The organism is Kitasatospora fiedleri (assembly GCF_948472415.1).
In the GTDB taxonomy this organism is placed as follows: domain Bacteria; phylum Actinomycetota; class Actinomycetes; order Streptomycetales; family Streptomycetaceae; genus Kitasatospora; species Kitasatospora fiedleri.
Genome location: NZ_OX419519.1, coordinates 2,058,973 through 2,082,515 on the forward strand (window position 1 = coordinate 2,058,973; position 23,543 = coordinate 2,082,515).

21 protein-coding genes and 2 pseudogenes are annotated in these 23,543 nt (G+C 73.7%); 8 read left to right on the forward strand and 15 right to left on the reverse strand.

Annotation, left to right across the window (positions count from 1 at the left end; all coding sequences use genetic code 11):
- Positions 1-19 precede the first annotated feature (19 nt).
- From hisH to hisD, 5 genes are read right to left on the reverse strand one after another with little or no spacing between them, the layout of a single operon-like run.
- A complete protein-coding gene (gene hisH / locus QMQ26_RS09695; protein WP_100835760.1) occupies positions 20-655 on the reverse strand; it encodes an imidazole glycerol phosphate synthase subunit HisH in 636 nt (211 codons plus the stop codon).
- A gap of 12 nt (positions 656-667) precedes the next feature.
- On the reverse strand, positions 668-811 hold the full coding sequence (locus QMQ26_RS09700) for a hypothetical protein (protein ID WP_282205432.1): 144 nt from the start codon (positions 809-811) through the stop codon (positions 668-670).
- Positions 811-1,404, reverse strand: a complete 594-nt coding sequence (hisB, locus tag QMQ26_RS09705; RefSeq protein ID WP_100835761.1) for an imidazoleglycerol-phosphate dehydratase HisB — start codon at positions 1,402-1,404, stop codon at positions 811-813. The genes QMQ26_RS09700 and hisB overlap by 1 nt, the downstream gene beginning before the upstream one ends.
- A gap of 6 nt (positions 1,405-1,410) precedes the next feature.
- Entirely contained in the window at positions 1,411-2,511 is a 1,101-nt protein-coding gene (locus QMQ26_RS09710; RefSeq protein WP_282205433.1) for a histidinol-phosphate transaminase, read from the reverse strand.
- Entirely contained in the window at positions 2,508-3,842 is a 1,335-nt protein-coding gene (hisD, locus tag QMQ26_RS09715; protein WP_282205434.1) for a histidinol dehydrogenase, read from the reverse strand. The genes QMQ26_RS09710 and hisD overlap by 4 nt, the downstream gene beginning before the upstream one ends.
- A 94-nt stretch (positions 3,843-3,936) precedes the next feature.
- On the opposite strand from hisD, the gene QMQ26_RS09720 reads away from it, so the two are divergent.
- From QMQ26_RS09720 to ybaK, 3 genes are all read left to right on the forward strand, one after another.
- On the forward strand, positions 3,937-5,676 hold the full coding sequence (locus QMQ26_RS09720) for an oxidoreductase (protein ID WP_282205435.1): 1,740 nt from the start codon (positions 3,937-3,939) through the stop codon (positions 5,674-5,676).
- A gap of 62 nt (positions 5,677-5,738) precedes the next feature.
- Positions 5,739-6,467 (forward strand): LON peptidase substrate-binding domain-containing protein, encoded by a 729-nt coding sequence (locus QMQ26_RS09725; RefSeq protein ID WP_100835764.1) that lies wholly within the window; start codon positions 5,739-5,741, stop codon positions 6,465-6,467.
- An 8-nt stretch (positions 6,468-6,475) separates the two neighbouring features.
- Complete coding sequence (gene ybaK, locus QMQ26_RS09730) at positions 6,476-6,967, forward strand: Cys-tRNA(Pro) deacylase (protein WP_100835765.1); 492 nt, start codon at positions 6,476-6,478, stop codon at positions 6,965-6,967.
- Positions 6,968-7,000: 33 nt separating this feature from the next.
- Here the strand turns inward: ybaK and QMQ26_RS09735 are convergent, their stop codons facing one another.
- From QMQ26_RS09735 to QMQ26_RS09755, 5 genes and pseudogenes are all read right to left on the reverse strand, one after another.
- Positions 7,001-7,648, reverse strand: a complete 648-nt coding sequence (locus QMQ26_RS09735) for a DUF2567 domain-containing protein (RefSeq protein WP_282205436.1) — start codon at positions 7,646-7,648, stop codon at positions 7,001-7,003.
- A 270-nt stretch (positions 7,649-7,918) separates the two neighbouring features.
- Entirely contained in the window at positions 7,919-8,713 is a 795-nt protein-coding gene (locus tag QMQ26_RS09740) for an ABC transporter permease (protein WP_100835766.1), read from the reverse strand.
- Positions 8,710-9,675: an ABC transporter ATP-binding protein gene (locus QMQ26_RS09745; RefSeq protein WP_100835767.1), complete on the reverse strand. Its 966-nt coding sequence runs from the start codon at positions 9,673-9,675 to the stop codon at positions 8,710-8,712. Before QMQ26_RS09745 ends, QMQ26_RS09740 begins: the two co-directional genes overlap by 4 nt.
- A gap of 66 nt (positions 9,676-9,741) precedes the next feature.
- Entirely contained in the window at positions 9,742-10,161 is a 420-nt protein-coding gene (locus QMQ26_RS09750) for a hypothetical protein (protein WP_282205437.1), read from the reverse strand.
- Positions 10,162-10,489: 328 nt separating this feature from the next.
- A pseudogene (locus tag QMQ26_RS09755) lies at positions 10,490-10,924 on the reverse strand (NYN domain-containing protein); the annotation flags it as partial.
- 143 nt (positions 10,925-11,067) lie between these two features.
- On the opposite strand from QMQ26_RS09755, the gene QMQ26_RS09760 reads away from it, so the two are divergent.
- The gene (locus QMQ26_RS09760) at positions 11,068-11,862 is read left to right on the forward strand and encodes a hypothetical protein (protein WP_282205438.1); all 795 of its coding nucleotides are present in this window, start codon (positions 11,068-11,070) and stop codon (positions 11,860-11,862) included.
- A gap of 101 nt (positions 11,863-11,963) precedes the next feature.
- On the opposite strand, the gene QMQ26_RS09765 is transcribed toward QMQ26_RS09760, so the two are convergent.
- Both QMQ26_RS09765 and QMQ26_RS09770 read right to left on the reverse strand, forming a co-directional pair.
- Positions 11,964-13,010, reverse strand: coding sequence for an aspartate-semialdehyde dehydrogenase (locus tag QMQ26_RS09765; RefSeq protein ID WP_100835769.1), 1,047 nt, complete (start codon positions 13,008-13,010; stop codon positions 11,964-11,966).
- A gap of 169 nt (positions 13,011-13,179) precedes the next feature.
- A complete protein-coding gene (locus tag QMQ26_RS09770; protein ID WP_282205439.1) occupies positions 13,180-14,007 on the reverse strand; it encodes a dihydrodipicolinate synthase family protein in 828 nt (275 codons plus the stop codon).
- Between the two features lie 72 nt (positions 14,008-14,079).
- On the opposite strand from QMQ26_RS09770, the gene QMQ26_RS09775 reads away from it, so the two are divergent.
- From QMQ26_RS09775 to QMQ26_RS09785, 3 genes are all read left to right on the forward strand, one after another.
- Positions 14,080-14,964 carry a LysR family transcriptional regulator gene (locus QMQ26_RS09775; protein ID WP_282205440.1) on the forward strand — a complete coding sequence of 295 codons (885 nt, stop codon included), beginning with the start codon at positions 14,080-14,082 and terminating at the stop codon, positions 14,962-14,964.
- Between the two features lie 37 nt (positions 14,965-15,001).
- Entirely contained in the window at positions 15,002-15,451 is a 450-nt protein-coding gene (locus QMQ26_RS09780) for a type II toxin-antitoxin system PemK/MazF family toxin (protein WP_282205441.1), read from the forward strand.
- A gap of 90 nt (positions 15,452-15,541) precedes the next feature.
- Entirely contained in the window at positions 15,542-16,075 is a 534-nt protein-coding gene (locus tag QMQ26_RS09785; RefSeq protein WP_282205442.1) for an RDD family protein, read from the forward strand.
- Between the two features lie 66 nt (positions 16,076-16,141).
- Here the strand turns inward: QMQ26_RS09785 and dnaE are convergent.
- A pseudogene (dnaE, locus tag QMQ26_RS09790) lies at positions 16,142-19,626 on the reverse strand (DNA polymerase III subunit alpha).
- Between the two features lie 201 nt (positions 19,627-19,827).
- Between dnaE and QMQ26_RS09795 the strand changes: the two are divergent.
- Positions 19,828-20,496, forward strand: a complete 669-nt coding sequence (locus QMQ26_RS09795) for a hypothetical protein (protein ID WP_282205443.1) — start codon at positions 19,828-19,830, stop codon at positions 20,494-20,496.
- Positions 20,497-20,514: 18 nt separating this feature from the next.
- On the opposite strand, the gene QMQ26_RS09800 is transcribed toward QMQ26_RS09795, so the two are convergent.
- Together QMQ26_RS09800 and QMQ26_RS09805 are read right to left on the reverse strand one after the other, a co-directional pair.
- On the reverse strand, positions 20,515-21,102 hold the full coding sequence (locus QMQ26_RS09800; RefSeq protein WP_282205444.1) for a dienelactone hydrolase family protein: 588 nt from the start codon (positions 21,100-21,102) through the stop codon (positions 20,515-20,517).
- A 122-nt stretch (positions 21,103-21,224) separates the two neighbouring features.
- Positions 21,225-23,471, reverse strand: coding sequence for a M9 family metallopeptidase (locus tag QMQ26_RS09805; RefSeq protein ID WP_449768977.1), 2,247 nt, complete (start codon positions 23,469-23,471; stop codon positions 21,225-21,227).
- Positions 23,472-23,543 lie beyond the last annotated feature (72 nt).

A 23,543-nucleotide genomic window follows, 5' to 3' on the forward strand; every position in this document is an offset into this window, starting at 1 on the left:
CTGGTGGACTCTTCCGTCGTCAGAGGGTGTCGACCCAGTTGGTCAGCAGGGCGGCGCCGGCGTCGCCGGACTTCTCGGGGTGGAACTGGGTGGCCCAGAGCGGGCCGTTCTCCACGGCGGCGACGAACGGCTGCCCGTGGGTGGCCCAGGTGACCCTGGGGGCGCGGATCTTCTCGGAGTGGGTCTCCAGCACCCAGTGCCGCACGCCGTAGGAGTGCACGAAGTAGAACCGGGTGTCGGCGTCCATCCCGGCGAACATCCGGGTGTCGGCGGGCGCGTCGACGGTGTTCCAGCCCATGTGCGGGACGACCGGCGCGTCGAGCGGCTCGACGGTGCCGGGCCACTCGTCGCAGCCGGCGGTCTCCACGCCGTGCTCGACGCCCTTCTCGAACAGGATCTGCATGCCGACGCAGATGCCGAGCACCGGGCGGCCGCCGGCCAGCCGGCGGCCGATGACCTGCTCGCCGCGGACGGCCCTGAGGCCGCGCATGCACGCCTCGAAGGCGCCGACGCCGGGCACCAGCAGGCCGTCGGCGTCCAGCGCCTGCTGGAAGTTCGAGGTGACGGTGACGGTGGCGCCGGTGCGCTCGACGGCACGCTGGGCGGAGCGCAGGTTGCCGGAGCCGTAGTCCAGCACCACGACGTTCTTGGACATCTGTGGGGTCTCCTAGAGGCGCATGATGCCGGCGGCCAGGCACATGGCCGCGGCGAAGGCGAGGACGAGGACGACGCCCTTGGGCAGCTTCTGCTTCCAGAACGACCAGACGCCGCCCGCGAAGAAGAGGCCGAGGACGATCAGCACCGTCGCCATCAGAGCGCGCCCTTGGTGGAGGGCAGGATGCCGGCGGCGCGCGGGTCGCGCTCGGAGGCGTAGCGCAGCGCCCGGGCCAGTGCCTTGAACTGGCACTCGACGATGTGGTGCGCGTTGCGGCCGTACGGGACGTGCACGTGCAGGGCGACCTGGGCCTGGGCGACGAAGGACTCCAGGATGTGCCGGGTCATCGTGGTGTCGTACGAGCCGATCATCGGGGCCATCTGCTCGGGCTCGGTGTGCACCAGGTATGGGCGGCCGGAGAGGTCGACGGTGACCTGGGCCAGCGACTCGTCCAGCGGGACGGTGCAGTTGCCGAACCGGTAGATGCCGACCTTGTCGCCGAGCGCCTGCTTGAAGGCGGCGCCGAGCGCGAGCGCGGTGTCCTCGATGGTGTGGTGGGTGTCGATGTGCAGGTCGCCCTCGGTCTTGACGGTGAGGTCGAAGAGGCCGTGGCGGCCGAGCTGGTCGAGCATGTGGTCGTAGAAGCCGACGCCCGTGGAGACGTCCGTCTTGCCGGTTCCGTCGAGGTCGATCTCGACCAGGACGGAGGTCTCCTTGGTGGTGCGTTCGACGCGGCCGATGCGGGACATGCGGGGTTACAGCTCCTTGGTTGCAAGCGAGACGGCGCTCAGGAACGCGTCGTTCTCGGCGGGGGTGCCGGCGGTGACGCGCAGCCAGCCGGGGACGCCGTTGTCGCGGATCAGCACGCCCTGGTCGAGGATCGCCTGCCACACCGCGTGGGTGTCGGCGAAGCGGCCGAACTGGATGAAGTTGGCGTCGGAGTCGGTGACGTCGAGGCCCAGCCCGCGCAGCGCGAGCACCACACGGTCGCGCTCGGACTTGAGCCGGTCGACGTAGCCGAGCAGGGTGTCGGTGTGCTCCAGGCAGGCCAGCGCGGTGGCCTGGGTGACGGCCGACAGGTGGTAGGGCAGCCGGACCAGCTGCACCGCGTCCACCACGGCCGGGTCGGCGGCCAGGTAGCCCAGCCGCAGGCCGGCCGCGCCGAACGCCTTGGACATGGTGCGGCTGATCACCAGGTTCGGGCGGCCTTCGAGCAGCGGCAGCAGCGAGGCGCGGTGCGAGAACTCGACGTACGCCTCGTCGACCACCACCATGCTGGGCCCGGCGGCCTGCGCGGCCTCGTACAGGGCGAGCACGGTGTCGGCCGCGACGGCGGTACCGGTCGGGTTGTTCGGCGAGCAGACGAAGACCACGTCCGGGCGCAGCTCGGCGATGGCCGCCCGGGCCGCGTCCAGGTCGATGGTGAAGTCCTCGCCCCGCGGGCCGGAGACCCAGCCGGTGCCGGTGCCGCGGGCGATCAGGGCGTGCATCGAGTACGAGGGCTCGAAGCCGATCGCGGTGCGGCCGGGCCCGCCGAAGGTCTGCAGCAGCTGCTGGAGCACCTCGTTGGAGCCGTTGGCGGCCCACACCTGGTCCTTGCTGACCGGGAAGCCGGTGGTGTCGCTCAGGTACGCCGCCAGGCCGGTGCGCAGCTCGACCGCGTCCCGGTCCGGGTAGCGGTTGAGCTGCCGGGCGGCTTCGGCGACCCGCTCGGCGATCCGGGCCACCAGCGGCTCGGGCAGCGGGTACGGGTTCTCGTTGGTGTTCAGCTGGACGGGCACGTCCAACTGCGGTGCGCCGTACGGGGACTGGCCGCGCAGCTCGTCGCGGACGGGGAGGTCGTCGATCTTCGTCACGAGGTGGGAACCGTCCAGTCGCCGTGCCAGTGTTGTTCGTCTCCGACAAAACGCGCCTTCACGGCGTCGCCGTGGCCGGGCAGGTCCTCGGCCTCGGACAGGTTGACCACGTGCGCGGCGATCCCGGCCAGCGCCGCGCGGTCGTACTCGACCACCTGGACGCCGCGCAGGAAGGTCTGCACGGACAGGCCGGAGGAGTGGCAGGCGCAGCCGCCGGTGGGCAGCACGTGGTTGGAGCCGGCCGCGTAGTCGCCCAGCGAGACCGGGGTGAAGCGGCCCAGGAAGATCGCGCCCGCGTTGCGGACCCGCTCGGAGACGGCGTGCGGGTCGGCGGTCTGGATCTCCAGGTGCTCGGCGGCGTAGGCGTTGACCACCGCGAGGCCCTGCTCCAGGTCGTCGACCAGGATGATGCCGGACTGCGGGCCGCCGAGCGCCTCGGCCACCCGCGCGCTGTGCCGGGTGCGGGCGACCTGCGCCTTGAGCTCGGCCTCGACGGCGTCGGCCAGCAGCGGGGAGGCGGTGACCAGCACCGAGCCGGAGGTCGGGCCGTGCTCGGCCTGGCTGATCAGGTCGGCGGCGACCTCCGCGGCGTCCGCGGTGTCGTCGGCGAGCACCATGATCTCGGTCGGGCCGGCCTCCGAGTCGATGCCGATCCGGCCGGCGAACAGGCGCTTGGCGGCGGCGACGTAGATGTTGCCGGGGCCGGTGACCAGGTTGACCGGCGCGCACTCCTCGGTGCCGAGCGCGAACATCGCGACCGCCTGGGCGCCGCCGACCGCGTACACCTCGTCCACGCCGAGCAGCGCGCAGGCCGCCAGGATGGTCGGGTGGACCCGGCCGCCGAACGCCTTCTGCGGCGGCGAGGTGACGGCGATGCCGGCCACTCCGGCCTCCTGGGCGGGCACCACGTTCATCACCACGGAGGACGGGTAGACCGCCAGGCCGCCCGGCACGTACAGGCCGACCCGGTCGACCGGCACCCAGCGCTGGGTGACGGTGCCGCCGGGCACCACCTGCGTGGTGTGCCCGACCCGGCGCTGGTCGGCGTGCACGGCGCGGGCCCGGCGGATCGACTCCTCCAGCGCGGCGCGGACCTTCGGGTCCAGCTGCTCCAGCGCCCCGGCGATCTGCTCCGCGGGGACGCGGGTGGACTCCAGCCGGACGCCGTCGAAGCGCTCGGTGATCTCGATCAGCGCCGCGACCCCGCGATGGCGCACGTCCTCGGCGATCGGCCGCACCTTCTCCAGGGCGGCTTCGACGTCGAACTCGGCACGGGGGAGCACGTCGCGCGGGTCCGTGGAGGAGCCGCGGAGGTCGATTCGAGAGATCACAGGCCCAAGTGTAAGGAGTGGCGAAAACCGGCAGCCCGGCATTTCAGTCCGTGATACGAAGGGTGAGACGAGACCAAGATCATCGGGGGACGCGGTGGAGCAGGCGCCGGACGACTGGACCGACACCGAGCGGGGCCTGTGGGACGCCTTCCGGCACGGCGAGGTGTACGACCTGCGGGCCGGGAGCGGTCCGGTCGAGCTGCTGCTCCCCGCCCCCGCCGGGCGGGCCGTCCGCCCGGCGGGGGCGGACGGCACCGGCCGCGGCCCCGACGACCCGGACGAGGACGGCACCGGCCACGGCCCGGACGACCCGGACGAGGACGGCACCGGTCACGGCCACGGCCCGGACGACCCGTTCAGCGGCGCGCCGTGGGGCCCGGAGCGCACCGTCCGCGCCGAGGTGATCGCCCGGCTGCTGCTGCACGGCCCGGAGGCCGCCCCCGGCAAGGTCACCGCGCTCAAGCTCACCGGCGCCCGGATCACCGGCGAGTTCACCCTGGCCGGCGGCCGGATCGGCTGCTACGTCGAGTTCCAGCTCTGCCGCTTCGAACGCAAACTGCTGCTCTCCGAGGCCACCGCCGGCACCCTGCGGATCGTCTCCTGCGCCCTGCCCCGGCTGGAGGGCTCCCGGCTGGCCACCGAGGGCGACGTGCACCTCGCCCGCTGCGGCATACCCGGCGGCATCCGGCTCACCGACGCCCGGATCGGCACCGACCTGCTGCTCAACCAGTCCGCCGTCGGCCCCGACGCGTACGGGCGGGCGGTCTCCGCCGACGGGCTCACCGTCAACCAGGACTGCGAGGCCGAACGGATCGAGCTGCTCGGCGAGCTGAGCCTGCGCTCGGCCCGGATCGGCGGCCGGCTCTCGCTGCGCGGCAGCTCGCTGCGGGCCGTCGGCCCGGACAACCCGAACGCGCTGAACGCGGCCCGGATCACCGTCGGCCACACCCTGTACCTGTCCGGCTCGGAGGACGCCAACTGGGCCGGCTCGCGCACCGTCTACGGCTCCGGCTACGGGGAGTCCACGGGCACCGCCCAGTACCGGGACACCACCCACACCCCGTTCCGCGCCCGGGGCAAGATCCGGCTCTCCGACGGGCGCTTCGACAACGCCGTGCTGATCAGCGCCGCCGAGTTCCACCTCGGCCCGGGCGAGGAGCTCGCGCTCAGCCGGATCCAGACCCCCGAACTCCGCTTCGCCTGCGACACCCCGCCCACCGGCCCGGTCACCCTCAACCGGGCCCGGATCGGCAACCTGGTCGACTCGCCCGACGCCTGGCCCACCGCGCACCACGTCTCGCTCACCGGCTTCACCTACGAGTCGCTGCGCCCCGTCGGCCCCTTCCCGCTGGAGCGCCGGATCGCCTGGGTCGACTCCGGCCGGGAGTTCCGCCCCGAGGCGTACGAGCAGCTCGCCGCCGCCCTGCGCCGCGACGGTGCCGACGAGGACGCCCGCGCCGTCCTGTACGCCAAGCAGCGCCGCCGCCGGCGCACCCTGCCGCTGCCCGGCCGGATCTGGGGCCACCTCCAGGACGCCGCCGTCGGCTACGGCTACCGCCCCGGCCGGGCCGCCGCCTGGCTGGTGCTGGCCTGGGCGCTGGGCACCGCGTACTTCGCCGGGCACGAGCCCGCGCCGGTCAAGGCCGACGAGAAGGTGATCTGGAACCCGGCCCTGTACGCGGCCGGCAAGGTCCTCCCGCTGATCGACCTCGGCCAGAACGGCTGGAACCCGGACCGCACCGGCCAGTGGGTCGCCACCGCCCTGGTGCTGACCGGCTGGGTGCTCGCCACCACCGCCGTGGCCGGCGTCACCCGGCTGCTCCAGCGCGGCTGACACCCCCGGCCGCGGGCGAACCGCGGCGCGGCGGCGGCCCGCCGCCAACTACGCTGTCCGCCGTGACTGATCGGCTTCCGCTCTTCCCGCTCAACACGGTCCTGTACCCGGGCCTGGTGATGCCCCTGCACGTCTTCGAGGAGCGCTACCGCCACCTGGTCGCCGATCTCCTGGAACAGCCCGAGGACGCACCGCGCCGCTTCGGCGTGGTCGCCGTCAAGGACGGCCGGGGAACCACCCCGGTCCGCGAGAGCGAGGGCCCGGCGGGCCCGCTGGAGGGCCTCGGCGCCCCCGGCGGCGATCCGCTGGACGCCCTGTACGCGGTCGGCTGCGTCGCCGACGTCGCCTCCGTCCGCGAGCAGCCCGAGGGTCGGTACGAACTGCTGGTCACCGGCACCACCCGGTTCCGGCTGCGTGCCCTCGACGCCACCGGCCCCTACCTGGTCGGCGAGGTCTCGGTGCTCCCCGAGGAGCCGGGCGAGGGCTCCGGCGCGCTCGCGGCCGGCGTCGAACGCGCCTTCCGCACCTACCAGAAGCGGCTGGCCGGGGCCCGCGAGGCCACCCTCAGCGGCGAGTCCGAGCTGCCGGACGACCCGCAGGTGCTCTCCTACCTGGTCGCCGCCGCCACCTCGCTGTCCACCAAGGACAAGCAGGAACTCCTCGCCTGCCCCGACACCGCCCAGCGCCTAACCCGCGAACTCGCCCTGCTCCGGCACGAGAGCGCGGTCCTCGCCAAACTCCCCTCGCTGCCCGCCGCCGACCTCACCCGCCAGGCGTTCAGCCCCAACTGAGGACCTCCGTGGCCAAGAAGAAGTCCCCCGGCGGCACCCCCGCCACCGTCGCCCTCGACACCGCCGGCGTCCCGTTCACCGTCCACGAGTACGCCCACGACCCGGCCGCCGCCTCCTACGGCGCGGAGGCCGCCGAGGCGATGGGCGTCTCCCCCGGCCGGGTGTTCAAGACCCTGCTCGCCGAGACCGACGGCACCCTCGCCGTCGCCGTCGTCCCGGTCTCCGGCCGGCTCGACCTCAAGGCGCTGGCCGCCGCGCTCGGCGCCAAGCGCGCCGCCATGGCCGACCCGGCCGCCGCCGAGCGCTCCACCGGCTACGTGGTCGGCGGCATCTCACCGCTCGGCCAGCGCCGCAGGCTGCGCACCGTGATCGACTCCGGCGTCCTCGCCCACCCCACCGTCTTCGTCTCCGCCGGCCGCCGCGGCACCGAGGTCGAACTCGCCCCGGCCGACCTGGTCCGCCTCACCGCCGCGCTGACCGCCCCCATCGCGCGGGAGTGAACCCCGGGAGCCCGGGGACCCGGGGAGCCGGGCTCAGGCCCGGTCGGCCGGGGGCGGCACCGGCCCCGGGGTCTCCCAGTACGGGGGGCGGTCCGGCTCGCGCTTGCCGAACGTCGCGGAGAGGGCGAGCAGCAGGATCATGGCCGTCATCGGCCAGACCATCAGCGCCCCCTTCGCGGTGAGTTCCAGCGGCCCGTCGAAGGTGCCGCCGTTGCCGACGGACAGCGCGTGGGCGCGCAGGTCGGAGGTGGCACCGAGGTGGGTGCCGAGCTGCCAGGCGATCACCGAGCCGAGCAGGCCGCCGGCGGCCAAGCCGACGGCCACGGCGACGCCGCCGCCGCGGGCGCGGGTCCACAGGAAGGCGCCGAGCGAGGTGAGCAGGCCGAGGCCGAGGCCGAGCAGCGAGAAGACGCCGACCGCGCCGATCAGCTCCTCGCCCTCCGGGTCCCGGTAGAGGATGTGGTCGTCCTGGACGGCGTAGCCGACCCGGGGGGCGAGCCAGAGCCAGAGCAGGCCGAGCGCCACGCCGAGGACCGCTCCGACGAGGGTGATGATCGCTCCGATCCGCAGTTCGGGGCCGATCGGCGGCCGCTTGGCGCGGTCGGACGGCTGCGGCGGGAAGGGCGGGGCGAAGGGGTCCGGCCCGGGCGAGCTACCCGCAGGTGTGTTCGGTACGGTCACGGGCCCATCGTTTCATGTCGGCCCGGGCGGATGTCGATCTCAACGGGACAACGACCACGGCGAACGGCGCACCCACCGGCCCGAGAACGCAGCACGTCGGCCCGGGCGGATGTCGATCTCAACGGGACAACGACCACGGCGAACGGCGCACCCACCGGCCCGAGAACACAGCATGTCGGCCCGGGCGGATGTCGATCCCGACCGGACGACGACCACGGCGAACGACGCACCCACCGGCCGGGCGGCGCCCCGCCCCCCGTTCCGGCCGGGTCAGCTCGCGGCGCGCCGGTACGCCCAGGTGGCGAGGGTGAGCGAGACCAGGCCGACCGCGCCGCAGACGCCGAGGTCGAGGGTGATCCGGGCCCAGTCGGGGTGCGGGGCGAAGGTGAGCGCGAAGGCGTCGACGCCGTAGCTGGAGGGCAGCAGGTCGCGCAGCCACTGGACCGGTTCGGGGAGCCGGGAGGCGGGCAGGACGCCGAGCAGCAGGGCGGCGGACATGCCGAGCTGTCCGGCGAGGGTGGCGAGCTCCTGGCGGGGGGCGAGCAGGCCGAGGGCGGCGCCGAGGCCGGCCAGCGCGGCGCCGGCGAGCGGGATCACCGCGAGCAGGACCCACAGCCGGGCGAGGGGCAGTCCGAACATCCAGCAGCCGGCGCCGGCGGTGACGAAGACCCCGGGCACGGTGAAGGAGGCGTAGGCGGCGGCGGTGCCGAGCACCACGGAGGCGGGCGGCACCGGCAGGGTCGCGTAGTGGTCGAGGCCGCCGGTGGCGCGCAGCCTGCCGAAGTACTGGGCGAGCAGGTTGAGCGCGACGAAGGCGACCACCAGGACGGCGGAGCCGGCCACCACGGCGTGCGCGGAGGGGTTGTCGCCGGGGTCGACGACGCCGCGCATCATCACCAGGATGCCGATCGACTGGAAGGTGGCGACGAACAGCAGCGGAATCCGGGAGACCTTGGCGCGGGCCAGCTGGGCCCGGTAGACGGCGGCCAGCGCGGGCAGCAGCCGGGCGGCGGGGGCGAGCGGCGCGGGCGCGGTGGTGACGGCGGGGGCGTCGAGCAGGGTCATCGGGCGAGTCCTCCGGGCCGGCCGCCGAGCCGGAGGTAGGCGTCCTCCAGGGTGGGGGTGGCGAGGGTGAAGTCGTCAAGGGCGGCGAAGGCGGGTCCGGTGGTGACGGCGGCGACCAGTTCGCGGGCCTCGTCGGGGGTGGTGCGCAGGGTCCAGCGGCGGCCGGTGCGCTCGGCGCGCTCGGCGAGGGCGGCGACGGCGGGGACGGTCAGCGGGGCGTCGGTGCGCCAGACCAGGTCGAGCCGGACGTGGCCGTCGACCAGGGCCTTGAGGCCGCCGGGCGTGTCGCAGGCGATGACCTTGCCGGCGTCGATCACGGCGACCCGGTCGAGGACGGTCTCGGCCTCGATGACGTTGTGGGTGACCAGCAGCACGGTGGTGCCGCGTTCGGCGCGGCGGCGGTCGACGGCGCTCCAGACGGCGCGGCGGGCGAGCGGGTCCATGCCGGTGGTGGGTTCGTCCAGGACCAGCAGCGGGCGTTCGCCGATCAGGACGGCGGCGAAGCAGGCGAGCCGGCGCTGGCCGCCGGAGAGTTTGGCGAGCGGGCGGTGGGCGAGCGGTTCGAGGCCGAGTTCGGTGATCACCTCGGCGGTCTCGGCGCGGGCGGCGGCCCGGGACAGGCCGCGCAGCCGGCCGGTGGTCTCGGCGGCCAGGGCGACGGTGAGCTCGTCGAGGGCGGTGGACTCCTGGCCGAGGTAGCCGAGCAGCCGGGCGGCCCGTTCGGGGTGCCGGACGATGTCGTGGCCGAGCAGGTCGACCGTCCCGGCGTCGGGGCGGAGCAGGCCGGTGAGCTGGCGCACCAGGGTGGACTTGCCGGCGCCGTTGGGTCCGAGCAGGCCGAAGACCTCGCCGCGGCGGACGGCGAGGTCGATGCCGTCGTTGGCCCTGACCTCGGTGCCGCCCGTCCGGTAGGTCTTGACCAGGCCGCTGACCGTGCAGCAGCCCTGAGGTGCCTTGCTCACGACGGAAGACTCTACGCGCCGTAAAGGGCGTTCCGGACACGCGGGGTGGGCAAGTCGGCCCGGGCGTCAGCTGTCCTGCCGGGCCTGCGCGGTGGGCCGGGTGTCGGGGACGCGGGCGGCGAGCTCCTTCCAGAAGCCCTCCCGGATGGCGTACCTGTCCTGTTCGTCGATCTGGTCCTCCTTGTGCGCGAGCAGGCCGAACCGGGCGGCGTAGCGCAGCAGTTCGCCGTCCAGGCGGTGCGGGATGCGCGGGTGGTCGGTCCACAGCAGGGCGGGGCGCTCGGTGGCGGCGAGGCGGTCGAGCCAGCGGCGGGCGAAGACCTGGCCGACCTCCTGCGGGTCGCCGCCGACGCTGGTGATGTCCTCCTCGCGGTCGGCCCAGCGCTGGGCGGAGGTGGTGATCCGGTCCAGGGTGGGCAGCGCGTCGGCGGCGGTGGCGGTGTCGGCGCGGTCGACCCAGCCGCGCTCGGAGGACCAGCGCAGCACCGGGCCGGCGGCGGCCGGGGCGGGGTCGGGGGCGGGCCGGGGGCGGCGCGTCCGGCCAGGTCCTTGGGGTGGGGATGACCCGCAGCGGGGCGCTGCGGGCGGCCGCCGCGGCGGCGGGTGCGGGGACGGCCGCGGCGGCGGGCAGCAGCGGGACGGGGCGGGGCCGGGGCGCGGCGGGCAGCACCGCGACGGGGGCGACCGGCTCGGCGGCGGCCTCCCGGGGGCGGGCCCAGCGCTGGATCCAGGCGCGGTCCAGCACCCGGCGCTCGTCCGCCTCGCCGACCAGTTCCTCGGACTGGTTGAAGTCCCCGTCGGCGGCCTCCAGCGCCCACAGGTGGACGGCGACGCCGTGCTCCTTGGCGGAGGCGACGCCGGGCAGCAGGTCGCCGTCCCCGGTGACCAGCACCACGTCGGCGCAGGCGTGGTTGCGGGCGAGTTCGCTGAGTTCGGCGTGCATCGCGGCGTCCACGCCCTTCTGCACCCACCGGCCCTCGACCCGGGTGAGCGCGCCCAGCCGGACGGTGACCCGGGGCAGCACCCGCAGCCGGCGGTGCTCGGGGACGGGGCGGCGGTCGACGGCGGCGTCGAACCAGTAGATCCGCAGCAGCGGCAGGCCGGTCTCCGTCTCGGCGCGCTCGCGCAGCGCGGTGATCAGCACCGGGTGGTCGACGGTGATCCGGGCCCGGCCGGGCTCCCCCGCGAGCAGGCTGGCGGCCGCGCCCAGCAGGTAGCCCGCGTCGACCAGGACGACGCAGCGGTCCATCTCCGGCACCTCCTCCTCGGCCCGGGCCCCGGCGGTGGGGCGCCGCCCGGCGGCCCGGCGACCGTTGGGCACACCTTTCCCCTCCGTCCGCCCGCCGAACCGCGCCGGGCCCGCCGCGCGCCGACCCTGGATACTGGGACACCGTGCGGAAGAGTGCGGTGGTGCTGTGCGCGGTGGCGGCGATCGGGGCGGTGGCGATCGTCCTGGTCCCGGCGACCTCGCCGGAGACCTCCAGCGGGGACACCGGGCTGGTGTCGGTGGTGGTCAACCACGGCCGCACGGTCGAGCTGGGCCCGGCCGAGACCCGCACCGTCGCGGTGGAGGTGACGGCGAGCGACCGCTCGGGCATCCGCGCGGTGGACCCGATCGGCCTGTGGGGGCCCAACTACGGGACGTTGAAGGTCGGCCCGATGTCCTGCGTCCCGCTGGACGCGGCCGGGACCACGGCCCGGTGCAGCGGTGAGGCGGTGATCGCGGCCGGTTCGCGGGCGCTCTTCGACGACCAGGCCGGGACCTGGTTCGTCGACCTGCGAATCCGGGCCACCGACGGCGACCGGTACGTGTCGAAGAACGCCGCCGGGTTCTCGCTCAAGCGCACCGCCGGGTTCGACCTGGCGTCGGTGGCCCCGGCCCGGGCGGCGGTGGGCGAGGCGGTCACCGTCCGGGGGCGCCTGCGGCGCGCGGACTGGGACCGCGACGCCGAGGTGCCCCAGCAGGGCACCACCGCCTACCTGCAGTTCCGGCCGACCGGCAGCAGCACCTGGACCACCCTGGCCAGCACCGGCACGGACGCCGACGGGCTGCTGTCGCTGAACGTGCCGGTGCGCGGCCCGGGCGCGTTCCAGTGGTACGCGCCGGGCGACAAGTGGACGGGGGGCGCCCTGTCGGAGGTGCTGCCGCTGCGGGTCGACGCGCCGGAGTCGCACCCGGGCCAGTGAGCCCGGCCGCGGACGCGAGGGACCGCGGACGCGACAGGCCCGCGGACGCGACGGGCCCCCGGGTGGGTGCCCGGGGCCCGTCGGGGCGGGTGACGCCGGGGTCAGCCGCGCAGCTCGGCGGCGACCAGCTCGGCGATCTGCACGGCGTTGAGCGCCGCGCCCTTGCGCAGGTTGTCGTTGGACAGGAACAGCGACAGGCCGTGCTCCACCGTCTCGTCGGCCCGGATGCGGCCGACGTAGCTCGGGTCCTGGCCGGCGGCCTGGAGCGGGGTGGGGATGTCGGTCAGCGCGACGCCGGGGGCGCCGGCCAGCAGCTCGACGGCGCGCTCGGGGGCGAGCGGGCGGGCGAAGCGGGCGTTGACCTGGAGCGAGTGGCCGGTGAAGACCGGGACGCGCACGCAGGTGCCGGAGACCTTGAGCCCGGGGATGCCGAGGATCTTGCGGCTCTCGTGGCGGAGCTTCTGCTCCTCGTCGGTCTCGTTGCTGCCGTCGTCGACGATCGACCCGGCGAGCGGGACGACGTTGAAGGCGATCGGGCGCTGGTAGACGCCGGGCTCGGGGTACTCGACCGCGGCGCCGTCGTGGACCAGCGCGGTGGCGCCGTCGACCACCTTGCGGGCCTGCTCGTGCAGCTCGGAGACGCCGGCCAGGCCGGAGCCGGAGACCGCCTGGTAGGTGGAGACCACCAGGGCGACCAGCTCGGACTCCTCGTGCAGCGGGCGCAGCACCGGCATCGCGGCCATGGTGGTGCAGTTGGGGTTGGCGATGATGCCCTTGGGGCGCTCGGTGATCGCCTCGGGGTTGACCTCGGCGACGACCAGCGGGACCTCGGGGTCGCGGCGCCAGGCGGAGGAGTTGTCGATGACGACGGCTCCGGCGGCGGCGACCTTGGGGGCCAGCGCCTTGGAGGTGGCGCCGCCCGCCGAGAAGATCACGATGTCCAGGCCGCTGTAGTCGGCCGTGGCGGCGTCCTCGACGGTGATCTCGGTGCCCTTCCAGGGCAGGGCGCGCCCCGCCGAGCGGGCCGAGGCGAACAGCCGCAGCTGCTCGACCGGGCCCAACGCGCCGTTCAAGTCGGCCCGCTCCGCCAGGATCTCGCGGACCACGCCGCCGACCTGACCGGTGGCACCTACGATGCCGATCCTCATCCGTCTCTCCTCCTGCTACCGGTTGGGCCGGTTGTCCCGGCCCATCATGCCTTGTCAGAGCGGGTTGCGGCGGGGGCGTCCCAAAGCGTGAACGCTTCCCGTCCGAGGCGGAAATCCCTCCTGCGCAGGCCCCCGTCCGCCGGAAATCCTGCGCGCGGTCGCGCGGTTCTCAGGCGTGCGCGAGCAGCGGCAGCCGCACCGCGGGCGTCGGGATGCGTCCGGCGCGGTGCAGCAGCGCCTTGAGCCCGGTCGGGTTCGGCCCGGTGAAGGCCGACCGGGAGACCTCGGCGAGTGCGGCGCCGAGGGTGCGGGCGCGGGCCGCGTCGCCGTCCGCCCAGGCCCGGTGCAGGGCGGCGAACCGGGCGGTCTCCAGGTGCGCGGAGGCCAGGATTCCGCCGTCGGCGCCGAGGGCCAGCAGCGGGGAGAGGAACAGGTCGTCGCCGGCCAGCACGCCGCGCGGGGCGGCGGCCAGCAGCGCGATCGTCTGCTCGTCGATGCCGCCGGCCGCGTACTTGACCCCGGCCACGCCGGGCAGCGCGAGCAGGTCCAGCAGGGCGGCGGCGCCCAGCGGCTGACCGGTGCGGTACGGGATGTGGTAGACCACCAGCGGCAGCGGGCTGGTCGCGGCGAGGGCCCGGAAGTGGGCGAGGACGCCGGCCTCGCCGGGCCGGACGAAGGCGGGGACGGCGACCAGCGCGGCGTCGGCCCGGCCGTCCAGGGCGGCCAGCGCCTCGGCGGTGCGGGCGGTGCCGCCGTGGCCGGCGCCGACGGTGAGCGGCGCGCCGTGCGCGTCGCAGGCCCGGCGGCAGACCTCGATCACCGCGTCCTGCTCGGCGGTGGTCAGCGAGCCGGGTTCGCCGGTGGTGCCGAGGGCGACCAGGCCGGCGGCGCCGTCCGCGAGCAGGTCGCGGGCGAGCCGTTCCAGGGCGTCGAGGGCGACGGCGCCGTCGGCGGTGAAGGGCGTGACCAGCGGGACGTGGATGCCGTGCAGTTCCATGCGGGGAAGCCTGCCGGGCGGCGACCGTGCGGGTCCAGTTCACATTTCTGATGCTTCTCGTAAGCTGGGCCGATGCTTGAGGTCCGAAGGCTGCGGTTGCTGCGCGAACTGGCCCGGCTGGGGACGATCGCGGCGGTCGCCGAGGCGCTGGCGTTCAGTCCTTCGGCGGTGTCCCAGCAGCTGTCGGTGCTGGAGCGGGAGGCGGGGGTGCCGCTGCTGGAGCGGACCGGGCGGCGGGTGGCGCTGACCCCGGCGGGGCGGAACCTGGTGCGGCACACCGAGGCGGTGCTGGAGCTGCTGGAGCGGGCGGACGCCGAGCTGGCGCACGCCCGCAGCGGCCCGGCCGGGCCGCTGCGGATCGGCGCCTACCCGTCCGCGGTGCGCGCCCTGGTGCCGGCGGCGCTGGCCGAGCTGGCGGCCCGGCACCCGGAGCTGGAGCCGATGGTGAGCGAGGTGGACCCGGCGGCGGTGGCCGGGGCGCTGCGGGCGGGCGAGCTGGACGTGGCGCTGGTGCACGAGTACGACCTGGTGCCGGGCGAGCCGGAGGAGGGGATCGCGCTGACCGGGCCGGTGTTCGCCGAGCCGCTGTACCTGGCGGCCCGCTCCGGCGGCACCCTGGCCGAGCACCGGGACAGCCCGTGGATCACCGCCCCGGCCGGGACGCTGTGCCACGCGATGGTGCAGCGGGTCTGCCAGGCGGCCGGGTTCGCGCCGCGGGTGCGCCACCTGGTGGACGACTTCGCGGCCCAGCTGGCCCTGGTGGCGGTGGGTCAGGGGGTGGCGCTGGTACCGCAGTTGGGCGTGGACCGGTGCCCGCCGGGCGTGGCGCTGACCCGGCTGCCGCTGTACCGGCGCACCCGGACCGCGTTCCGGGCCGGCGGGGCCGCGCACCCGGCGGTGGCGGCCTTCGCGGCGGCCCTGCACGCGGCGGTCCCGGCCGGGCTGCGCTCCTCCTGACGTGCCGGGGCGCGGGGGCGGTCGATAGCCTTCCGCCATGCATCAGTTGAACGAGCAGCAGGAGCAGCCGGGCCGGTTCGGGCCGGACGCCACGGTGGAGGTCCGGGCCGAGGGCGTGGGCCCGGTCCGCACGGAGTACGCGCCGGACCACGACGGCGACCCGGACCCGGGCGAGATCGTCTGGACGTGGGTGCCGTACGAGGAGAACGACGGCCGGGGCAAGGACCGGCCGGTGCTGGTGGTGGCCCGGGAGGCGGGCGGTTCGCTGCTGACGGTGATGCTCTCCAGCAAGGGCCACGACGACGACCGGGACTGGGTGCCGCTGGGCGCCGGCCCGTGGGACCGCAGCGGGCGGGACTCCTGGGTGGCGCTGGACCGGGTGTTCCGGGTGCGCGACGGCGGGATGCGGCGCGAGGCGTGCGCCCTGGACCGGGCCCGGTTCCAGCGGGTGGTGGACTCGTTGCGGCTCCGTTACCGCTGGCACTGAGTAACGATTATCGGATCTTCCTTCCCTGGTTCACCTCGGTACCGGTACAACGTCTCCAGGATTCCCACCAGTTGAGCTGGAGTCGCCCGCATGAGCAGCAACACCCCTCCCGGCTACGAGCCCTCGAAGGACCCCTACGGCCAGTACGCGCAAGGCGGGCAGCCGGGCTGGCTCGGCCCGACCCCGCCGCCCGGCGCGCAAGCCGTCCCCGGCACCCGGGTGCTGGCCGCCCCGGTGGACCGCTTCCTGGCCCGCCTGGTCGACGTGGCGGTCCTGATCGTCCCGCTGATCATCGTGAACCTGATCTCGCCCAGCGTGTTCCTCTACTACCTGCTGGCCGCGGTGGTGGTGGTCGGCTACGAGGGCGCCATGCTGACGACCCAGCACGGCCAGACCGTCGGCAAGAAGGTCCTCAAGCTCCGGGTGGTCGACGCGGCCGGCGGCGGCCGCCCGGCCGACGGCCAGTTCTGGACCCGGGCCGCCATCTACGGCGGCCCGAACCTGGTCCCGTACATCGGCGGCCTGTTCTCGCTGGTCAACTGCCTGTCCCTGCTGTGGGACAAGCCGCTCCAGCAGTGCTTCCACGACAAGGGCGCCAGGACCGTGGTGGTCAAGGAGCACTGACCGCCCCTCGGCGGACGGGCCCCGGCGGAGTCGCACTCCGCCGGGGCCCGTCCGCGCGCACCGCCGTCAGCTGGCCAGGCAGCTCGGCCCGAGCAGCTGCTTGAGGTCGCCGAACAGCGCCGGGTCGGACTTCACCCGGTGCCGGTCCAGCCGCAGCACCACCGTCCTGGTCCGGCCGCGCAGGTGGACGTGCACCTCGGTGCTGCCCCGGTGGCTGCCCAGCACCTCGCCGAGCCGGGAGACGATCGGCGGGGTCAGCTTGTTCTCCGGCACGGTGATCACGATCGGCAGCTGCGCCCCGACGTTGCTCAGGTCGGGCACCGCCAGCTCCATGCCCATCAGCCGCGGCACGTCCTCCCGCTTGTCGAGCTTGCCGCGGACGAACACCACGGCGTCCTCGACCAGTTGCGAGGAGACCAGCTGGTAGCTGGCCGGGAAGAACATGCAGTCGATCGAGCCGGCCAGGTCCTCGACGGTGGCGATCGCCCAGGCGTTGCCCTGCTTGGTCATCTTGCGCTGGAGGCCCGAGATGATGCCGCCGATGGTGACGATCGTCCCGTCGGGGCGCTCGGCCAGGTCGGCGACCGCGCAGTCGGCCTTGTCGGCCAGCACGTGCTCGATGCCGTTCAACGGGTGCGAGGAGACGTACAGGCCGAGCATCTCGCGCTCCTGGGTGAGCAGGAAGGACTTGTCCCACTCCTCCTCGGAGAACACCACGTCCAGCCCGAAGGACGGCTCGTCCGAGACGCTGTCGCCGCCGAACAGGTCGAACTGCCCCTCGGCCTCCTTGCGCTTGATCCCGACCACGTTGTCGATCATCGGCTCGAACTGGGCGGTCAGGCCCTTGCGGGTGTGCCCGAGCGAGTCGAACGACCCGGCCTTGATCAGCGATTCGACGGTGCGCTTGTTGCACACCACCGACTCGACCTTCTCCAGGAAGTCCGGGAACGAGGCGTACTTCCCCTTGGCCTTGCGGGTGCGGATCATCGACTCCACCACCGGCCCGCCGACGTTGCGGATCGCGGTCAGGCCGAACCGGACGGTCTCGCTGCCGTGCGGGGTGAAGTCGGCGTCGGACTCGTTGACGTCCGGCGGCAGCACCTGGATGCCCATCTTGCGGCACTCGTTGAGGTAGACCGCCGACTTGTCCTTGTCGTCCTTGACCGAGGTCAGCAGCGCCGACATGTACTCGGCCGGGTAGTTGGCCTTCAGGTACGCCGTCCAGTACGAGACCAGCCCGTAGCCGGCGGTGTGCGCCTTGTTGAAGGCGTAGCCGGAGAACGGCACCAGCACGTCCCAGACCGCCTGGATCGCCGCGTCCGAGTAGCCTCGCTCCCGGCAGCCCCGCTGGAACGGGACGAACTCGGCCTCCAGGATCTCCTTCTTCTTCTTGCCCATCGCGCGGCGCAGCAGGTCGGCCTGGCCGAGCGAGTAGCCGGCCAGGATCTGCGCCGCCTTCTGCACCTGCTCCTGGTAGACGATCAGGCCGTAGGTCGGCTCCAGGATCTCCTTGAGCGGCTCCTCCAGCTCCGGGTGGATCGGGGTGATCTCCTGCTGGCCGTTCTTGCGCAGCGCGTAGTTGGTGTGCGAGTTGACGCCCATCGGGCCCGGCCGGTAGAGCGCCAGGACGGCGGAGATGTCCTCGAAGTTGTCGGGCTTCATCAGGCGCAGCAGCGAGCGCATCGGGCCGCCGTCGAGCTGGAAGACGCCGAGCGTGTCGCCGCGGGCGAGCAGTTCGTAGGCGGGCTTGTCGTCCAGCGGGAGCTGGAGCAGCTCGATCGTGACGCCCTTGTTCTTCTCGATCGCCTTGACGGCGTCGTCCATGATCGTCAGGTTGCGCAGTCCGAGGAAGTCCATCTTGAGAAGGCCGAGGCCCTCGCAGGTGGGGTAGTCGAACTGGGTGATGGTGACGCCGTCGGTGTGCCGGGTCCAGACCGGGATGTGGTCGGTCAGCGGCTCGGCGGACATGATCACGCCGGCCGCGTGCACGCCGGGCTGGCGGATCAGGCCCTCGATGCCGCGGGCGGTGTCGATCACCTTGCGGACGTCGGGGTCGTTCTCGTACAGGCTGCGGATCTCGCCCGCCTCGCCGTAGCGGGGTGCGAGGAGTCGGTGATGCCGGACAGCGGGATGCCCTTGCCCATCACGTCCGGCGGCATCGCCTTGGTGATCCGGTCGCCCATCGCGTACGGGTAGCCCAGGACCCGGGAGGAGTCCTTGATGGCGGCCTTCGCCTTGATGGTGCCGTACGTGACGATCATGGCGACCTTGTCGGCGCCCCACTTCTCCGTCACGTAGCGGATCACGTCGCCGCGCCGGCGCTCGTCGAAGTCGATGTCGACGTCGGGCATCGAGATGCGCTCGGGGTTGAGGAAGCGCTCGAAGATCAGGCCGTGCGGGATCGGGTCGAGGTCGGTGATGCCCATCGCGTAGGCCACCAGCGAGCCGGCCGCGGAGCCTCGGCCGGGGCCGACCGCGATGCCCTGGCTCTTGGCCCACATGATGAAGTCGGCGACCACGAGGAAGTACGCCGGGAACCCCATCTGGATGATGGTGTCCATCTCGTACTCGGCGAGCTTCTTGTGCTCCTCGTCGTAGCCGCCCGGGAAGCGCCAGTCCATGCCCTCCCAGACCTTGGACTTGAAGAAGTCCGCCTCGGACTCGAAGCCCTCCGGGATCGGGAAGCGCGGCATCAGGTTCTTGAACTCGAACATACCGGCGGTATCGACCCGCTGGGCGACCAGCAGCTGGCTGTTGCGGCAGCCCTCCTGCCAGGCGTCCGAGGAGTCCAGGCCGTACATCTCGGCGGCCGACTTGATGTAGTAGCCGGTGCCGTCGAACCGGAAGCGGTCCGGGTCGGAGAGGTTCTTACCGGTCTGCACGCACAGCAGCAGGTCGTGGGCGCCCGCGTCGCCCTCGGTGGTGTAGTGCGAGTCGTTGGTGACCACCGGCGGGATGTTCAGCTTCCGGCTGATCTCGACCAGGCCGTCGCGGACCCGCTTCTCGATGTCCAGGCCGTGGTCCATCAGCTCCAGGAAGTAGTTCTCCTTGCCGAAGATGTCCTGGTACTCGGCCGCCGAGCGGACCGCCTCGTCGAACTGGCCCAGCCGCAGCCGGGTCTGCACCTCGCCGGAGGGGCAGCCGGTGGTGGCCATCAGGCCCGCCGCGTGCTCGGCGATGATCTCCTTGTCCATCCGGGGCCACTTCACCAGCCAGCCCTCCGCGTAGGAGCGCGAGGTCAGCTTGAAGAGGTTGTGCAGGCCCTCCTTGTTCCGGGCCCAGATGGTCTTGTGGGTGTACGCGCCGGACGCCGAGACGTCGTCCTTCTTCTGGTGCGGCTGGCCCCACAGGACGCGCTTGGTGTTGGACCGGGAGTCCGGGGCGACGTAGGCCTCGATGCCGATCACCGGGGTGATGCCGGCCGCGGTGGCCTGCTTGTGGAACTCGGCGGCGCCGTACATGTTGCCGTGGTCGGTCATCGCGACGTGGGTCTGCCCGAGCCGTTCGACCTCCTTGAACAGCTGCTTCAGCCGGGCGGCGCCGTCCAGCATCGAGTACTCGGTGTGGACGTGCAGGTGCGCGTACGGCTGGTCGCTCAAGGCGGGGCCTCCGGGGTCCTGGGAGAGGGCTGAAACACGTAAGGCCCGAGCCACCACCAGGGCTCGGACCACGGCTTCCGGGATCGCGCCCCCGAGTCTAATCCCCTCCGCTACCCTCCGATCCACCACACGCGCATCGGGAGGGAACCCGTCATGGCCTACGCCCCACCACCCCAGGTCCCGCCCCGGCCGGGCGGGGGCGGACTGCCCGGGATCGGCGTGCTGATGCTGCTCCAGGTCCTCGTCCAGAACGCCGTGCTCGGCTCCTGCCTGGTCCGCGGCGGCCTCGCCTACCTGCCCGACGCGCTCGGCCTCTCGTACGCGCACCTGGTGCCCGGGCCGGTGGGCTTCGCCGGGGCGGACATCGCCTCCCTGCTGGCGACGGCGGTGCTGATGTGCGGCGCGTTCGCCGGCGGGCGCTGGGTGCGCGGCGCGGCCGTGCTGCTCGGCGCGGTGAACGGGTACGCGGCGCTGTCCCAGCTGGTGAACCTGTTCAGCGGCGGCCGGCTGTCGCGCGAGTTCGCCTACCGGCCGGTCGGGAACCTGCTGCTGACCTGCACCCTGGTGGTGACCGTGCTGGTCGCGGCGGCCACCGCGGTCGTCGTCGCCGCCACCCGCGCCCCCGCCGTCCCGGCCGCCCCGCCCGCACTGTTCCCGCCGCCCGGACCGCCCGGCTACCGGCCGCCCCACGGCCCGGTGCCCGCGCCCGTACCCGGCCCGTGGGGCGCCCCGCCGCCCCAGTTCCAGTCCCGGCCGCCCGCCGACGGCCACGGCGCCGCGTACGCCTACCCCCCGCCGCCGCCCGTCCCGCCGGTGTCCTGACCGGGGGCCGGGCGGCCCTCAGCCCTCGCCGTCCAGCTCGGCCAGGAAGGCCAGCGCGGCCGCCCAGGTCCGCTCGGCCGCCTCGGCGTCGTGGTCGGGCAGGTCGGCGTCGGTGTACAGGTGGCCGGCGCCCCGGTAGCGGTGCACCTCGACGTCGGCCCCGGCCCGGGTCATCAGCAGGTACCAGGTGTTCAGCCAGTCCTCGGACTCGAAGGCGTCCGGCTCGGCGACGTGCAGCTGCACCGGGAGTTGGGTGGCGGCGTCCTCCCGCAGGTCGGAGGTGCCGTGCAGGAGCAGCAGCCCGCGGGACTGCTCGTCGGCCAGCGCCAGGTTCTGCGCCAGCGACCCGCCGAGCGAGAACCCGGCGTACACCAGCCCGCCCGCCACCGGCAGCAGCGGGGCCACCGCCCCCACCGCCCGCCGCAGCAGCTCGTCGTTGCCCACCTCGTCCCGGTACGCCATACCCTCCTCCAGCTCCTCGAAGACCCGCCCCTCGTACAGGTCGGGGGTGTGCACGATGTGCCCGGCGGCGCGCAGCCGCCCGGCGGCCTCGGTGACGGCGGGGCGCAGGCCGTACGCGGAGTGGAACAGGACGATCTCGGCCACGGGTCGGGCTCCTCGGTGCTGCGGGTGGTGCGCTGGTGCGGACCCTCCATGATCGCCCATCCCGGGACGCGCGGGGGCCCGGCCCACCGGTGGGCGGGCCGGGCCGTTCGGCGCGGGGACGGTCAGTACGAGGTGCTGACGGAGACTCCGCCGAAGGACTGCTGCCCGTAGAGGCTGACGTAGTGGTAGCCGGCGTGCGGGTTGCTGACGGTGAGCGTCTCGGCGTTGCCGCCGCCGGTGGACCTGGCGGTGGAGGAGCCGGTGGTGGCCCAGTTGGCGCCGCTGTAGTAGAGGTCGGCGTTGCCGGTGCCGCCGGCGGCGGTGATGGTCAGGCTGGTGGTGCCGGCCGGGACGTACAGGTAGAAGTAGGCGTAGCTGCCGGCGGTGGCGGCGACGCCGGAGCGGCCGCAGCCCCGGTCGAGCTGCCGGGTGTCGGCGCCGGTGCACTCGGGGACGGAGGGGGTGGTGGGGGTGCCGCAGTCGCCGCCGTTGCAGGCGGTCAGCCAGGCGTTGAAGTCGGCGTCGTAGCGGGTGCCGATGGTGGTCTTGAGGATCGTCCGGGCCCCGTTCCAGTCCCCGGCGCGGTACTCGGCCAGCACGGCGTCCAGGTCGGCGCGGTGCGACTGGAGCATGTAGCGGACCGCCAGGTAGCCCCAGTTGTAGATCCGGGTCTGGTCGGCGTTGTCGTAGGTGGTGTCGAACAGGGTGGACAGCGCGTAGGTGTGCTGCCCGGCCTGGGTGAGGGCATCGGTGTACTCGACGCCGCGGTACGAGTAGGAGACGTACTCGGCGAAGCCCTCGACCCACCAGACGGTCGGGGTGACCATGCCGGCGTCGAAGTCGCCGGCCATGTCGAAGCGGCCGTCGAGGTAGTGGGTGTACTCGTGGTTGAGGTTCCAGATCTGGAAGTCCGGGCGGACCCACTCGGCCTCATAGGCGATGAACCGGGGCTGGTTGCCCGCCGCGGCCGGGTCGCCCTCCAGGTACATGCCGCCGTTGTCGGTGGAGATCCCGAAGATGGTGCCGGCGTAGGTCTGGTAGTCGCCGCTGGAGTGGAAGACCACCACGTCGATGGTGGCGTTGTGGTCGTTCGCGACCGCGCCGCCGTCCCGGACCACGCCGTGGAAGTAGGCGTCCTGGCCCTTGAGGCTGGTGCAGGCGGTGGTCAGCTGGGCGGCGGTCAGCGCCTGGGCGACGATCCTGATGCTGGGGCTGCAGGTGTAATCGACCGTCAGCACGGCGGACTTGAGCCGGTTCGCCAGGTCGCAGGTGCCGTAGTACGAGCAGTCGGCCCGGTCGTAGCTGTCGGTCATCTCGGCCAGGCCGACCCAGAGCGCGGCGGTGCGCCCGGTGATCGCGCTCTGGTCCAGCAGGCCCTTCACCAGCGGCCGGACCTTCGCCTGGAGCGCCGGGTACTGGAGGAAGCGGCCCAGCTCGCGGCCGGCGTTGGAGACCAGGTAGCCGTTGTCGCCGCCGAGCAGCGCGCCGTTGCGGGAGGCGAAGGACTGCAGGGCGTCCAGCACGCTCGGGTCGGCCTGCACGGCGGGCGGGAAGTCGCTGTTCTGGTGGCCGCGCCACAGCACCGTGTAGACGTTGTTGACGGCGTTGAGCATGGACCAGGACGCGTCGTAGGAGCTGTTGTAGCCGTTCAGCAGGCGCTTGACGACGCTCAGGTAGCGGGCGTTCTCGGCGGCGCTGTCGATCAGGGTGACCGCCTCGGAGAGCGTGGCGCCGTTGGCCTCGGTGACGTCCCGCGAGCGGGCGCCGGCGAAGAAGGCGTCCAGGCCGCCCTCGATCGCGCTCTTCAGGCCGCTGCCGTAGCTGCCGACCGCGTCCGGGCTGTACCACTGCACGTAGTAGCCGGCCCGCAGGTACAGCACGATCTGGGTGGCCGAAGTGGAGTCGTCGCCCGGGTAGGCGGCGGACAGGTCGCGCAGCGCGTTGGCCACGCTGACCATCTGCGACTCCTTGAACGCCAGCTTCGCGTCGTTGCCCTTGAGCAGGAACAGCGAGTTGACGCAGTCCACCGAGGCGGACTTGATCTGCGTCACCAGGGCGCTGCCGGTGCGGCCGGTGAAGTCCGAGGCGTTGCAGGTCGCCGCGGCGGCCGTCGCCCCGGCCGTCGCCGTGGCCCGGGCGGTGGCGGGCTCGGCCTTGAGCGTCAGCGGCGGCCGCTTGCTGGCGTCCGCCCGCACGTCGCGGTCGGAGTCCTTGCGGCGCTCGGCCGCCTGGGTGCTGCGGGGTGCCGACCGAGACGACTCCGCCGCCCGGTCGGAGTCGGTCGGCCGCGGTCCGGCCGGGGCGGCGGCCCCGGCGCTCGGCGCCAGGGCGCCGAGGAAGCCGAGGGCCAGGCTGAGGGAGAGCAGCAGACTCGTCGCCCGTCCGGTGGGCGCGGCTGTTTTCCGGAAGGTTCGCACGTGGGGGCCTCCGGGCCGGTGTGG